This window comes from Myxococcus llanfairpwllgwyngyllgogerychwyrndrobwllllantysiliogogogochensis (assembly GCF_006636215.1).
Classification (GTDB): Bacteria; Myxococcota; Myxococcia; order Myxococcales; family Myxococcaceae; genus Myxococcus; species Myxococcus llanfairpwllgwyngyllgogerychwyrndrobwllllantysiliogogogochensis.
The window spans coordinates 1-12,464 of the sequence record NZ_VIFM01000070.1 but is presented as its reverse complement, the minus strand read 5'-3'; the positions used below and the strand labels follow the sequence as shown (position 1 = coordinate 12,464).

Annotated in this window: 11 protein-coding genes; 6 read left to right on the top strand and 5 right to left on the bottom strand. The window is 69.2% G+C overall.

Annotation, left to right across the window (positions count from 1 at the left end):
* Positions 1 to 18: 18 nt before the first annotated feature.
* Positions 19 to 894, top strand: coding sequence for an NAD(P)-dependent oxidoreductase (locus tag FJV41_RS18940; protein ID WP_141643914.1), 876 nt, complete (start codon positions 19 to 21; stop codon positions 892 to 894).
* A gap of 9 nt (positions 895 to 903) precedes the next feature.
* On the opposite strand, the gene FJV41_RS18935 is transcribed toward FJV41_RS18940, so the two are convergent.
* Positions 904 to 2,109: a serine hydrolase domain-containing protein gene (locus FJV41_RS18935; RefSeq protein WP_141643913.1), complete on the bottom strand. Its 1,206-nt coding sequence runs from the start codon at positions 2,107 to 2,109 to the stop codon at positions 904 to 906.
* Between the two features lie 171 nt (positions 2,110 to 2,280).
* Between FJV41_RS18935 and FJV41_RS53745 the strand changes: the two genes are divergently transcribed.
* The 3 genes from FJV41_RS53745 (at position 2,281) to FJV41_RS18920 (ending at position 6,715) form a co-directional block, all read left to right on the top strand.
* Positions 2,281 to 3,417 carry a leucine-rich repeat domain-containing protein gene (locus tag FJV41_RS53745; RefSeq protein ID WP_246137278.1) on the top strand — a complete coding sequence of 379 codons (1,137 nt, stop codon included), beginning with the start codon at positions 2,281 to 2,283 and terminating at the stop codon, positions 3,415 to 3,417.
* Positions 3,418 to 3,565: 148 nt separating this feature from the next.
* Entirely contained in the window at positions 3,566 to 6,025 is a 2,460-nt protein-coding gene (locus tag FJV41_RS18925; protein ID WP_141643912.1) for an ABC transporter permease, read from the top strand.
* 90 nt (positions 6,026 to 6,115) lie between these two features.
* The gene (locus FJV41_RS18920; RefSeq protein WP_141643911.1) at positions 6,116 to 6,715 is read left to right on the top strand and encodes a hypothetical protein; all 600 of its coding nucleotides are present in this window, start codon (positions 6,116 to 6,118) and stop codon (positions 6,713 to 6,715) included.
* 84 nt (positions 6,716 to 6,799) lie between these two features.
* Here FJV41_RS18920 and FJV41_RS18915 read toward each other — a convergent pair whose 3' ends face one another.
* Positions 6,800 to 7,318: a DUF3224 domain-containing protein gene (locus tag FJV41_RS18915; protein WP_246137277.1), complete on the bottom strand. Its 519-nt coding sequence runs from the start codon at positions 7,316 to 7,318 to the stop codon at positions 6,800 to 6,802.
* A gap of 90 nt (positions 7,319 to 7,408) precedes the next feature.
* On the opposite strand from FJV41_RS18915, the gene FJV41_RS18910 reads away from it, so the two are divergent.
* Entirely contained in the window at positions 7,409 to 8,239 is an 831-nt protein-coding gene (locus FJV41_RS18910) for a helix-turn-helix transcriptional regulator (RefSeq protein ID WP_141643910.1), read from the top strand.
* Positions 8,240 to 8,378: 139 nt separating this feature from the next.
* Here FJV41_RS18910 and FJV41_RS18905 read toward each other — a convergent pair whose 3' ends face one another.
* The 3 genes from FJV41_RS18905 to FJV41_RS18895 all read right to left on the bottom strand — a co-directional run bounded on the left by FJV41_RS18905 (position 8,379) and on the right by FJV41_RS18895 (position 11,266).
* A complete protein-coding gene (locus tag FJV41_RS18905; RefSeq protein ID WP_141643909.1) occupies positions 8,379 to 9,353 on the bottom strand; it encodes a TolB family protein in 975 nt (324 codons plus the stop codon).
* Between the two features lie 114 nt (positions 9,354 to 9,467).
* Positions 9,468 to 10,253 carry a LytR/AlgR family response regulator transcription factor gene (locus FJV41_RS18900; RefSeq protein ID WP_141643908.1) on the bottom strand — a complete coding sequence of 262 codons (786 nt, stop codon included), beginning with the start codon at positions 10,251 to 10,253 and terminating at the stop codon, positions 9,468 to 9,470.
* Positions 10,250 to 11,266 carry a sensor histidine kinase gene (locus FJV41_RS18895; protein ID WP_246137276.1) on the bottom strand — a complete coding sequence of 339 codons (1,017 nt, stop codon included), beginning with the start codon at positions 11,264 to 11,266 and terminating at the stop codon, positions 10,250 to 10,252. The genes FJV41_RS18900 and FJV41_RS18895 overlap by 4 nt, the downstream gene beginning before the upstream one ends.
* 217 nt (positions 11,267 to 11,483) lie before the next feature.
* Between FJV41_RS18895 and FJV41_RS18890 the strand changes: the two genes are divergently transcribed.
* The coding region (locus tag FJV41_RS18890; protein WP_368773770.1) for an RCC1 domain-containing protein at positions 11,484 to 12,464 on the top strand (981 nt) is incomplete at its 3' end.

Below are 12,464 nucleotides of genomic sequence, written 5' to 3'. Positions count from 1 at the left end.
TACAGGAGACACACGAACATGAAGCCCAACATCAGTGTCATCGGCGCGGGCCGCATGGGCTCCGCGCTCATCAAGGCGTTTCTTCGAAGTGGACATGTGACGACGGTCTGGAATCGCACGCGGGCCCGGTGTGAGCCCCTGGCCGCGCTGGGCGCTCGCATCGCGGAGAGCGTGCGGGACGCGGTGCACGCCGCCGACATCGTCGTGGTGAACGTGAATGACTACGACACCAGCGACCACCTGCTCCGTCAGGACGAGGTGACCCGGGCGCTGCGCGGCAAGCTGCTCGTGCAGTTGACGTCCGGCTCCCCTGCCCTCGCGCGCGAGCAGGCGGACTGGGCGGCTCGGCACGGCATCGACTACCTGGACGGCGCCATCATGGGCACGCCGGACTTCATCGGCCAGCCCGAGGGAACGCTCCTGTACGCGGGCCCCTCGGCGCTGTTCGAGAAACACCGGCCCACGCTGCTCGCGCTCGGAGGCAACCCGCGGCACGTGGGCGAGAACGTGGGCCACGCGTCCGCGCTCGACAGCGCGCTGCTCGTCCACATGTGGGGTTCCCTGTTCGGCGTGCTGCAGGCGGTGGCCATCTGCCGCGCGGAGAAGCTCCCGCTCGAGACGTTGGCGACGTTCGACAAGGCCCTCGCCCCCGTCGTGGATGGCGCCGTGGCGGACGTGTTCGCCCGCGTCCAGCGGGACTCGCTGGGCGCCGACGAGGAGACCCTGGCGACGCTGGAGACCCACAACGTCGCGTTCCAGCACCTGCTGGACCTGTGCAAGGAGCGCGGCATCCACGACGGCATCCCCCGGGCCATGGATGCGCTCATCCAGGCGGCCCTGAAGGCGGGACACGGGAAGGACGACTTCGCGGTCCTCACCCGCTTCCTGCGCTGAGCCGGGCGCTCACCGCGTGACGCCATAGACGGCGTCGCGCACCACCTTCGGGAAGGCACCGAACATGCCCTCGAACGCGGTGTTCGTCAGCGCGACGACGGAGAGCTGGTTCACCGGGTCCACGAACCACGTGTGCCCATACGCGCCCATCCACTGCCACGTGCCCTTCGGCTGAGGGCTGCGGGCCAGACCTGGGTCCACGAGCACGCCCATGCCCAGCCCGAAGCCCCAGCCAGGGGCCAGCGTCGCGGCCTCCACGCCCACGCTCTCCGTCGCGAACGCCTCCACCGTGCTCGACTTCAACACGGGCGTGCCGCCGGTGCGCAGCGCCTCCAACAGCTTCAGGAAGTCCTCCGCCGTGCCCACCATGCTGGAGCCTCCCGCCGCGAAGGAGCGCGCATCGAAGACGCGGTCGGGCACGAAGGGCACGTTGCTGGGCACGCAGCTCACCCAGTGCTCCTTCCCCATGCGCACCGGCTCCGGCTTTCCGTCACCGTACGGCGTCGCGAGCCGCGCAGTGTCCACCACGTGAAAGCCCGTGTCCTTCAAGCCCAGCGGTCCGGTGACGAGCTGCTCCACGAGTTGGGGCAGCGTCGCATCCGCGGCGCGGGCGAGGACCTCTCCCAGCACATCCGTGGCGACCGAGTAGCCCCAGCGCGTCCCAGGCACATAGGACAGCGGCACGGAGACAATCCGGCGCAGGTTCTCCTCCATGGAAAGGCCCGGCTGGTCCAGGCCCGAGGAGACGTTCGCTCGGTGGTACGGCCCATCCTCGGACTCCATGATGGAGTACGTCAGCCCCGCCGTGTGCGTCATCAGGTGGCGCACGGTGATGACGGGCTCGCTCCCGTCCTCCAGCTTCGGGCGGAAGCTCGGAATCCACCGCGTCACGGGGTCCTCGAGCCGCAGCACGCCCTGCTCCAGCAACGCCATCGCCGCCACGGACACGTACTGCTTCGTCAGGGACGCCAGCCGGAACAGCGCGTCGTCGCGCATGGGCGTACCGGCTTCACGGTCGAAGAAGCCCGCCGCGCGTCGATAGATTTCCTGGCCATTCCTGGCGACCATCACGACGGTGCCCACGATGCGCTTTTGCGCGAGCGCCCAGTCGATGCCCGCGTCCACGCGCGCCGCGAGCGCGGGCTCCCGCGCGACAGCGGGCCCTCGCGGACCGGCTCCTGCGTCAGGTGACTTCTGGGAAGTGGGCGCGCTCATGAAGGTCTCTCCGGAGATGCGAGTCGAGGCTGGGACCATGTCCCCCGGAGATGACAGGGGAGTGTCAGCTTTCTTCGGCATCTCACCATCGCGGGGCTCTCCTCTCCAGCGCCCTTGCTGGCCCGCTGACGGGGCGGTAGGGAATCGGGGCCACCACCGAGCCAGGACCCCATGGCGCAAAAGAAGACCGCCGCCCCTCGTGCCACTTCGAAAAAGACGTCCGCGGCTCCCGCCGTCGCGCCCGAGGTGACCTGGCAAGCCTTGGAGCAACAGCTCCGGGACACGTTGGGCCAGGACGCGGTGGGGCAGTACCCGGCGGACCTGGAGCCACTGCACATGACCTTCGAGCAGGCCCCCGACACGACGGGCATGCTCCCGGAGGCGTATCAGCGCTTCACCGAGGCGCTGGGCTTTCGCTGGGTCACCACCGGAAAGAAGGCGCTGGCATTCCTTCCGCCGCGCTGGCGCGTCCAGGCGTCCCAAGGCATGGGCGTACCGGAACGCTCGTGGACCCAGGTGCGCGAGGAACGAGAGGCGGGCCATCACGCCTACCGCTTCCTGATGTTCGCGTCCGAGGACCTCCATGACGTCAATGGCTACTGCTTCGGCAAGAGCGAGCACGACGACTCGCTCGTCGTCTGGGAGGTCGAGGACAGCCTGCCCCTGCGCGAGCTGGGTCCCTTCACGCCCTGGCTCGCCAAGAAGCTCGCCCCCCTGAGCAAGGCCGTGGCGAAGCCGCCTCGCCGTGGTGCCCCCAAGGGACTGGGAGACCCGCTCGGCCTGGAGCAGGAGTCACACGGAGAAGTGTCCGCGCGAATCCAGGAGCAAGCCGCCGCCGACATCCTCGGCACGTTCCCTCGGGACACCCGGTCCATCCTGCTCCAGGAGCGGCGGTTGGGCGTGCTACCGGACATGGTCCGGGAGTTCACCGCGCTGGAGCAACTGACCCTCATGGACGCGCAGCTGACGCGAGTGTCCCCCGCGCTGGCCCGGCTCACGCAGCTCACACAGCTCGACCTGTCCTGGAACAAGGGGCTGGACGCCCTTCCTCCCGAGCTGGAACAACTCCAGAACCTCGAGTCACTCACCCTGGACCGCACGGGACTTCGCGTCGTTCCGGAGTGGATTGGACGGCTCCCGCGCTTGAGCGCTCTCAGCCTCAAGGCCACGCCCATCACCACGCTCCCAGCGTGGGTGTCACGGATACCGAACCTCAAGTCCCTCGACGTCTCGCTCACCTGCCTGCCCTCGGAAGAGGTCGACGCCTTCAAGCACACGCGCCCGGAGTGCCAGGTGCGCTTCCCCTGAGCGGCGTTCCAGAAATGGGAAGCCACTTCCCAGGGACGGGCAACCCGACCCGAGACAACTCCGGGGTTTCACTCGGCACGCCCTGATAGAGGGATGGCGCAAGCCTTGCTTCGGCTGCTGGGCCACAGCCTTCGCCCCCGGAGGGGCCTTGTCCGACATCACCCAAGACCTTCGCCTCGCAGTGAGGATGCTCGCCAAGCACCGGGCGTTCACCGTCGTCGCGGTGCTCACGCTGGCGCTGAGCATCGCGGCCAATACCGCCATCTTCAGCGTGGTCAACGCGGTGCTGCTGTCGCCCCTGCCCTTCCCCGAGCAGGACCGGCTGGTGCTGGCCTGGACCCGGCTGCCGAGCCAGCCTCGGTGGACCGTGGCGCCCGCCAACTTCCTCGACTGGCGTGCACAAGGCGACGTGTTCGAGGAGCTCGCGGCGTTCTCCCACATCGGCGTCAGCCTGTCCGGGGACGGAGCGCCCGAGCGCCTGCGCGGCGCCAGCGTGTCCGCCAACTACTTCCAGGTGCTCGGCGTGCGAGCGGCCCTGGGCAGCGCGTTCCAACCCGTCGCCGAGGAGACGGGGCCTCGCCACGTCGTGGTGCTGAGCCACGGACTGTGGCAGCGCCGCTTCGGCGCGGACCCGCGCATCATCGGCCGGGACGTGCGCCTCGAGGACCGCGACTACCAGGTCGTCGGGGTGATGCCGGAGCGCTTCACCCTGCCCAACATCGGACCGAAGACCTCCGCGCCCGCGGATGCGCCCGAGCTGTGGATTCCCGCGCCCTCGCACGACATCCCGCAGCTCGGCTCGGATGGGACGCTGGACCTCAGTCAGTCCCGAAGCACCACGTACCTGCGCGTGCTCGGGCGGCTGAAGCCCGGCGTGACGATGGAGCGCGCGAGCGCGGCGATGGGCGCCATCGCCCAGCGACTGGAGCAGGAGTACCCCGCGAGCAACGTCCACTCCGGCATCACCCTGGTGCCCTTGCGCGAGCAGATTCTCGGCGACGTGCGGCCGGTGCTGTGGGTGCTGCTGGCCGCGGTGGGGCTCGTGATGGCCATCGCCTGCGCGAACGTGGCCAACCTCTTCCTGGTGCGCGCGGCGGCGCGGCGACAGGAGATGACGGTGCGCGCGGCGCTCGGCGCGGGGCGCGGGCGGATGATTCGGCAGCTCCTCACGGAGAGCGTGCTGCTGGGCCTGCTCGCGGGCGCGCTGGGGTTGATTGTCGCCGTGTGGAGCATGGACGTCCTGCTGAGCCTGATACCGGCGGAGCTGCCCCGGCTCGACGAGGTTCGCGTGGACGCCCGGGTGCTGGCCTTCGCGCTGAGCATGTCGCTGGGCACCGGCATCCTCTTCGGCCTGTTGCCCGCGCTCCAGGCGTCGCGGCCGGACCTCGATGGCGTGTTGCGACAGGCGGCGGGCGGCAAGCTCGCGGGAGGCGGTCGCTCGCGCGGGGCGCTCGTCGTGGGCGAGGTGGCGCTGGCGGTGGTGCTGCTCATTGGCGCGGGACTGTTGCTGCGCAGCCTGTGGCGACTCCAGGACGTGGACCCAGGCTTCCGCCAGGAGTCCGCGCTCACGTGGACCCTGGCGCTGCCGAAGGAGAAGTACCCGGACGAGGCGCGACAGGGCGCCTTCTTCCAGCAGGTGGTGGAGCACGTGTCGATGCTTCCCGGCATCCGGAGCGCTGGCGCGGTGACGGACCTCCCGCTGGGGGGTGCCGACATCTGGTTCGACCTGGAAGTGGAGGGACGCGCGCCCGCGACTCCCGAGGAGCGCTCGAGCGTGGGCTTCCAGGTCGTCACGCCCGGCTACTTCGAGTCGCTGGGCATCCCCGTGCGCCAGGGGCGGGACGTGACGAGCACCGACACCCGCGAGTCACAGCCAGTGGTGGTGCTGAACGAGACGGCCGCGCGGCTCCACTTCCCGGGGACGGACGCGGTGGGGCAACGCGTGCGAGTGGGGGATGCGAGCACGCCCTGGCTCACCGTGGTGGGCGTGGTGCGTGACGTGCGGTACGACGGGCCGACCCAGGAGACCCGACCGGAGGCATATCTGCCCGCGCTCCAGCGCTCGCTGTTCCTCATGTCGTTCGTCGCGCGGACGGAAGGCGACCCCATGGCGCTGGCCGCCTCGGTGCGCTCCGCCGTGGCGTCGCTGGACAAGGACCTGCCCGTGGGCGTGATGCGGACGATGGAGCAGCGCGTGACGGAGTCCACCGCGCGGCCTCGCTTCGTGTCCATGCTCGTGGCGGTGTTCGCCGTCCTGTCGCTGCTGCTCGCCAGCGTGGGCCTGTCCGGCGTCATGGCGTACACGGCGCGTCAGCGCACGCGGGAGATTGGCATCCGCATGGCGCTGGGCGCGCGGCCCTCGGACGTGCTGCGCATGGTGCTGAGCCAGGGCCTGCGGCTGGCGCTCGGAGGCGTCGCGCTGGGACTGGTGGGCGCCTGGGGATTGACGCGCGTGTTGTCCAGCCTGCTGTTCGGCGTCAGCGCCACGGACCCCGTCGTCTTCGGCTCGCTGTCGCTGCTGGTGGCCGTCGTGGCCCTGCTGGCCACCTGGCTGCCCGCGCACCGGGCCACACGGGTGGATCCGCAAGTGGCCCTGCGAAGCGAGTAAGCGCTGAATCTCCAGCATTCGCCCGGGCCCCGGAGGACGAGGAGGCCCGCGGTGCTTGAGGCCCTGGGGGCGCTCGTTAGAGTGCCTCGCATGGCTGACTCCTTCGACCCCATCGACCGCGCCCGCGCGAACATGATTCTCGAGAGCCTCCTCGAGACGCCTTTCAGTGAAGACGACGAGCACCTCCAGTTCGCGCTGCGCCAGGGGGACCTCACGTTCGAGGGTGACTTCGAGCTGGAGCCCAATGACGTCATCATCGTCGTGGGGAACCTGACCGTGACGGGCTGCCTCGCGGACCAGTTCTACAACGAGGACGACTTCTCCAAGCTCTACGTCATGGGGAACCTGCGCGCGCGGGACATGGTCTGCGGCTCGGAGGTGCGGGTGACGGGCAACCTCGAGGTGCAGAACGTGCTCTACGCCAACTCGTTCGACATGGACACGCTGGGCGTGAGCGGGAAGCTCAGCGCGAAGGTGTTCATCGAGGATGGCCACCAGGTGGAGTTCGGCGCGCTCGACGTGGGCGCGCTCATCTCCGACGACGAGACGTGGCGGGAGGTGAAGCCGGAGGCCGTCATCGGCGGCTTCGAGACGGTGCTCCAAAGCCACGTCCTCAGCGAGGACGGACAGCTCGTCCTCGGCGAGTCGCTCCATCAGGAGCTGAAGGCGGGCCGCTCCGTCCTGCGCTGAGCGGACCTGCGCGCCTCGGGCCTGGCGCCTTTCACCGGAGCCGGGGAGCCGGGGAGCCGGAATGCCCGGCTCCAGGTGGGACGCTCACGGCGAGTCGGGGAGCGTGTACTCGAACACGTAGCTGTGGGCGCCCTTGTCGTCGATTTGAATCTGCATCGAGCCGGAGAGCCCCTTGAGTTCGTCCGTTCCAGAGTCGGGGACGACGAGGATGGTGAGCTCGGACGCGCCGCGCGTCATGCGCCCGGTGTGATGGATGGAGAAGCTGCCCTTGCGCCCCTGGAGGCTTCCGGTGACGCGCTCCATCGCGACATAGGCGCCCGACTTGCCGTCATCCATCGTCGCGAGCATCTGCCCCACCCCCGTGCCCTCCAGCTCGCCGTGGTACCGCTTGTCGATGGACAGCCGTCCGATGGGCGACGCCGCCGCGCCCTCATCCGGGGCCATGGGCTTCACCTTGACGTCAAAAGGCCCTTGTACACGCTTCGTCATGTTCGTCTCGCTCCCTGTCCGTGGGGGAACCGTCGCCTGACTGCCCGCGCATCCCTGTGCGAGCACGGCGCCGAGCGCCCACGCCAACAACATCATCATCCCGGGCTTCATCATGCGCTGGCCCCTCATCGAGTGGCCCACCAGATACAGGTGCCTGTTGCGCGCCGATTGCAAAAACGCGACACGCCGACAGAATGCCCGCCGGTGAGCCGCCCTCGCATCGACGCGCCCCGTGGCGTCCTTCAGCGCCCCGCCCCCGAGGGCAGGATTGCGCACGAGCGCTTCGCTCCCTCCGCTGACCTGGAAGCGTTCATCCAGCACTTCTGGACGGTGCGCTGGGATTTGCGCGGCGAGCCGCCCCTGCTGGCGGAGACCCTGCCCCACCCCTGCGTGCACCTGGTGTTCGAGCGGGACCAGGCGCGCATCGCGGGCGTGCAGTCACGCCGGTTCCACCGCAGGCTCCAGGGACAGTCGCGCGTGTTCGGCATCAAGTTCCGTCCCGCCGCCTTCCAGCCCTGGCTCAAGGCCCCGCTGTCGCGCCTCACGGACCGGACGGTGAGCCTGCGCTCCGTGTTCGGCCAGGAGAGCATCGCGCTCAAGGACGCCATCCTCGCGGAGCCGGACGTGCGGCGGTGCATGGTGCTGGCCGAGGACTTCCTGCGACCTCTAATGCCCGCCATGCCCGAGCCGATTGCGCGGATGCGCGACCTGGTGGAGCGGCTCGCCGTGGACGCGTCCCTCACGCGGATGGAGCAGGTGGCGGCGCTCGCGGGGCTGGAGCCGCGCAACCTCCAGCGACGCTTCAGCGCGGCCGTGGGCGTGAGCCCCAAGTGGGTCATCCAGCGATATCGCCTGCACGAAGCCGCCGAGCAGCTCGCGCGAGCGGACGCGCCCGACATGGCGAGCCTCGCGCTCCAGCTCGGCTACTTCGACCAGTCCCACTTCATCCGGGACTTCAAGGCGCTCGTGGGCCGCGCGCCCGGGCAGTACGCCGCGCAGGCCGCCGCCGCACGTGGGAAGCGCGCCTCGCGATAGGCGCGCGGTACATCGCCGGCTGAATCCCCCCCCGACGAAACAGCGAGGCGAGCGTGGAGTGCCCCTGCGCCACTCCCCGCCCGCCCCGCCTTGCTTCACGTCAAGAGAGCGCCGCCCCGGGTGGCGGTCTCCCTCGCCGTCACTGGAACAGCAGGCAGTAGGTGTCGAGCTGGTAGAAGTCCGACGGCACGAACGGCGCCCACGTCTGCCGCACGAAGTAGAGGTGACGCCCGTCCACGCTCAGCGAAGGGTGGAACTCGTCCTTCTCCGTGTTCACCGCCGGCCCCAGGTTGATGGCCTTGGTGAAGCGCCCCCCGATGTTGATGCTCGCGTACAGGTCTCCCAGGCCGTGACCCTCCGGACGGTTCAGCGAGGCGAAGATGAGCACCCGGCCGTCCGCGGAGATGTGCGAGTTGTACTCCCAGTAGTCCGGGCTGTTGACGCCCGTGCCCAGCTTCTCCGCGGGGGCGTAGCCGGGGCCGCGGCGCTCCGAGCGGTAGATGTTGAAGTCCGAGTCGAACGTGCCGCTGGCGAAGTACACCGTCCCATCACGCGTCGCGCTGACGTAGAGTTCCTGGCGGTCCGAGTTGACGTTGGGGCCCAGGTGCTGCGGCGCGCCCCAGCTTCCATCCGCCTGCTTGTGCACCACCCACAGGTCCGAGTCCGCGCGCTCCTCGGTGCCCGTCACGGGACGGGTGGACGAGAAGAACAGCGAGTTGCCGTCCGGCGTGAGGAACGGGTCGGTGTCCAGGTACGTGCCGGAGAAGGACACCAGCTGTCCGGGGGTGAAGTGGCCGTTCACCTTGTGCGTCTCGTAGATGGCCTGGAACGGCGCCTCCGCCGCATCCACGTGGTAGTACGCCGTGTTGCCGTCCGAGGAGAAGGTGAGCCGGTACTCCGAGCGGTCCGGGAGGGAGACCTCTCCCGGCGCGAACATGCTGCCGCCCGCGGGGCAGGTCAGGAACCGCAACGACTCGCTGGACACCTCTTGCGCGCCGAGCGCCTCCGCCACCTTGGCGGACTCAGGCTCCTGCGCGGCGCACGCCATCGTCATGGAGGACATGGCGACGAAGAGGCCAAGAGACCACGACTTCCCAGGGGTGAATCGATTCATGCGACGTCTCCTTGTGTTGGAGACACAGTCGCCCGACCTCCCAACGCTCGCGATGGAGTTGTGACGAACGGTGGAGGTCCTGGGGCCAACGGTGGAATCGCCGCCCCACCCCGCTCAGGAGGGCAGGTCCAGGGCCCGCTGGAGCCTGGCGCGGTAGCTCCGGCCGGACGTCAGCTTCGTGCCATCCCTCAGTGTCAGCACGAACTCGCCCGGGGGCAGCGGCTCCACTTCCTCGATGCGGTCCACGCGGACGATGAGCGAGCGGTGCGCACGCACGAAGTCCTTCGGGTCCAGCTTCGCCTCCAGCGCGTTCATCGTCTCGCGCGCCAGGTACGACTGCTTGCCCAGGTGGACGGAGACGTAGTTTCCCTCCGCCTCCAGGTAGTCGATGTCCTCCACGCGAAGAAACCGCATGCGCCAGCCCACCTTGGTCACCAACTTCGTCGCGTAGGGCTCCGACGTGGGAGGCAGTCGCTGCGACAGCGACTCGAGCCGCTCGATGAGGTCCGAGTCCAACTCCATGGCCCCGGTGCGGCGGCGCTCGCGCACCCGCGCGAGGCTGAGACGGAAGCGCTCCCTGTCGAACGGCTTGAGCAGGTAGTCGAGCGCGTTGGCCTCGAACGCCTGCACCGCGAAGTCCCGGTGCGCCGTCACGAAGATGACCGCCGGCTGCTGCTCCTGGGCCACCGCGCGCAGCACGCCGAAGCCGTCGGGCTCCGGCATCTGCACGTCCAGCAGCACCAGGTCCGGACGCTCCCTGCCAATGGCGGCGATGGCCTCCACACCGTCGCGACACTCGCCGATGACGGCCATGTCCGACTCGTCCGCGAGCAGTTCCTTCAGCCGCTCCCGGGCCAGCGGCTCATCGTCGACGATGAGCACGCGGATGGGCGGAGTCATGTCGCCGGCTCCGTCCGGAAGGGAATGGCCAGGGACACCAGCGCCCCGCCCTCCGAGCGTCCGCGCAGCTCCAGCCGGTGGTCCGGGCCGTAGAGCTGTACCAGACGCTCCCGCGTAATCCACAGGCCCTTGCCGCCTCCCGAGGGCCTGGGCGCTGTCGCCTCGCGCAGCCCGACGCCGTCGTCGCGGACCTCCAGGAGCAGCGCCGAGCCCTCGCGCCGGGCGGACACCGTCACCGTGCCCGGGGCGGAGCGTGGGGCGATGCCATGCTGGATGGCGTTCTCCACCAAAGGCTGGAGCAACAAGTGCGGCACGTGGGCGCCGAGCGTGTCCTGCTCGATTTCGTGCTTCACCTGGAGCCGGTCCGTGAAGCGCACGCCCTGGATGTCCAGGTAGAGCTGGAGGGTGCGCAGTTCGTCCCGCAGCGTCACCTCCTCGCGGCCCGCGGCATCCAGCGTGCCCCGCAGCAAGTCACTGAGCCGAGCAATCATCCGCTCGCTGCCCATCGGGTCCCGGTGCACCAGGGCGGAGATGGAGTTGAGCGTATTGAAGAGGAAGTGCGGGTGAAGCTGGGACTTGAGGACGTGGAGCTGGGCGCGGGCGAGCTGGGTGTCCCGAAGCCGGAGCTGCTCGGCGTAGTAGATGGCGTGCGCCACACCGAGGAGCGTCAGGTAGATGAACGGGTTGTAGAGCAGCGCGTGCTCGAGGACGGCCGTGTAGGCGGGGGGCGCGTCGTACCAGTGGAAGTACGGGTCCAGCGAGTAGATGACCGTGGCGCGGAAGAACGAGACGGCGAGCGCGCCGCCCACGTGCAGCGCCAGACGGGAGCGCCAGCGACGCCGCTCGAAGGGGAAGCGCAGGCCGTAGTACACGACGGCGATGGTGACGGGTGCCCACAGCGCGGTGGCGAAGCCATCCGTGAGCAGCGCATGAGCCCAGGACACGCCCCGCACCGAGTGCGCCTCACTGGAGGCGGCAAGCCCCTGCAAGGTCCAGTAGGCGAAGGCCGCCACCCACAAAATCCAACCGCGTCCGCGTGACATGCCACCCAAGGTACACGGACTCGCGTCGGCTTTCACATCCACGCCGGGCTCCCCTCTGAAGGCCAGGCTCGCGGGCCCGAGTGAGCAGGCAGGTCAGCCCCGTGACCGGGGGCGATTGAAGGATGTCGGACGGAGTCCATCTCCGCCTGACTTCCCTTTATTGCGGCAATCAAGTGACAATAGACACATGTCACTTTTCCGTACGCTCTTCGTCTCGCTCGCCGTGGTCCTCATGGGGTGCTCCGCGTCGTCCGATGATTCGGGAACGGAGGACCCTCCAGACACGGGGTTCATCGAGGTGGCCGGCGACGACGCGGGAACACAAGACGCGGGAGCACCAGACGCGGGGACTCAGGATGCGGGAACGCAGGACGCGGGTGGAGGGCCCACCGACAGCCTCGCGGGGCTGACCCGCATCGCCAGCGCCGAGTACCAGTTGTTCTACCTGGTGAACGGTCGGGTGTTGGGCATCGGCTCCAACCGCGCCGGGCAGCTCGGCGTCGGCCACGCCAACCCATACAACCAGGTCCCGCCCGTCGACATCGCCCTGCCCGCGGAGCTGCGTTTCAAGGACGTGGCGGGCGGCGGTTTCCAGAGCGTCGCGCTCGATGTCCAGGGCCGCGTCTGGACCTTTGGACAGAACCTCTACGGCCAGCGGGGCGACGGCACCACGAACGACTACCCCAACCGCACGACGACGCCGAACAACGGCCAGCCGTACCTCATCCTCCAGGACTCCACCGGCGCGACGTTCGACAACGTCATCGCGGTGCGCAGCGCGCTGCTGTTCAACATGGCGCTGAAGGCGGACGGCTCCGTCTGGGTCTGGGGCATGAGCGGCAAAGCGATTGGAGACACGTTGGGCATCGCGGGAGACGGCAACAGGGAGCCGCGCAACATCACCCGGCCCGTGCGCGTCCCGCTGCCGCAGGGCGTGCGAATCACGAGCTTCACCACGAACGACAGCAGCATCTTCGCGCTCGATGACACCGGCAAGGTCTGGGCCTGGGGCGGCAGCGCCGCCGGTGAGACCTTGGGCAGGGGCAACAACCCCGACTATGCGCGACCGAATTCGTTGAACATCCCCGCTCGCGTCAAAGAGCTTGCCGCAGGAGGAAGCCAGTGGGTCATCGCGCTCGACGAGAGCGGGGGATTGTGGGGGTGGGGC

Bases quoted from the DNA above. Each gene is read 5' to 3' on its own strand.
- FJV41_RS18940 (WP_141643914.1), top strand. From the start codon at position 19: ATGAAGCCCAACATCAGTGTCATCGGCGCGGGCCGCATGGGCTCCGCG.
- FJV41_RS18935 (WP_141643913.1), bottom strand. From the start codon at position 2,109: ATGAGCGCGCCCACTTCCCAGAAGTCACCTGACGCAGGAGCCGGTCCG.
- FJV41_RS53745 (WP_246137278.1), top strand. From the start codon at position 2,281: ATGGCGCAAAAGAAGACCGCCGCCCCTCGTGCCACTTCGAAAAAGACG.
- FJV41_RS18920 (WP_141643911.1), top strand. From the start codon at position 6,116: ATGGCTGACTCCTTCGACCCCATCGACCGCGCCCGCGCGAACATGATT.
- FJV41_RS18915 (WP_246137277.1), bottom strand. From the start codon at position 7,318: ATGATGAAGCCCGGGATGATGATGTTGTTGGCGTGGGCGCTCGGCGCC.
- FJV41_RS18905 (WP_141643909.1), bottom strand. From the start codon at position 9,353: ATGAATCGATTCACCCCTGGGAAGTCGTGGTCTCTTGGCCTCTTCGTC.
- FJV41_RS18900 (WP_141643908.1), bottom strand. From the start codon at position 10,253: ATGACTCCGCCCATCCGCGTGCTCATCGTCGACGATGAGCCGCTGGCC.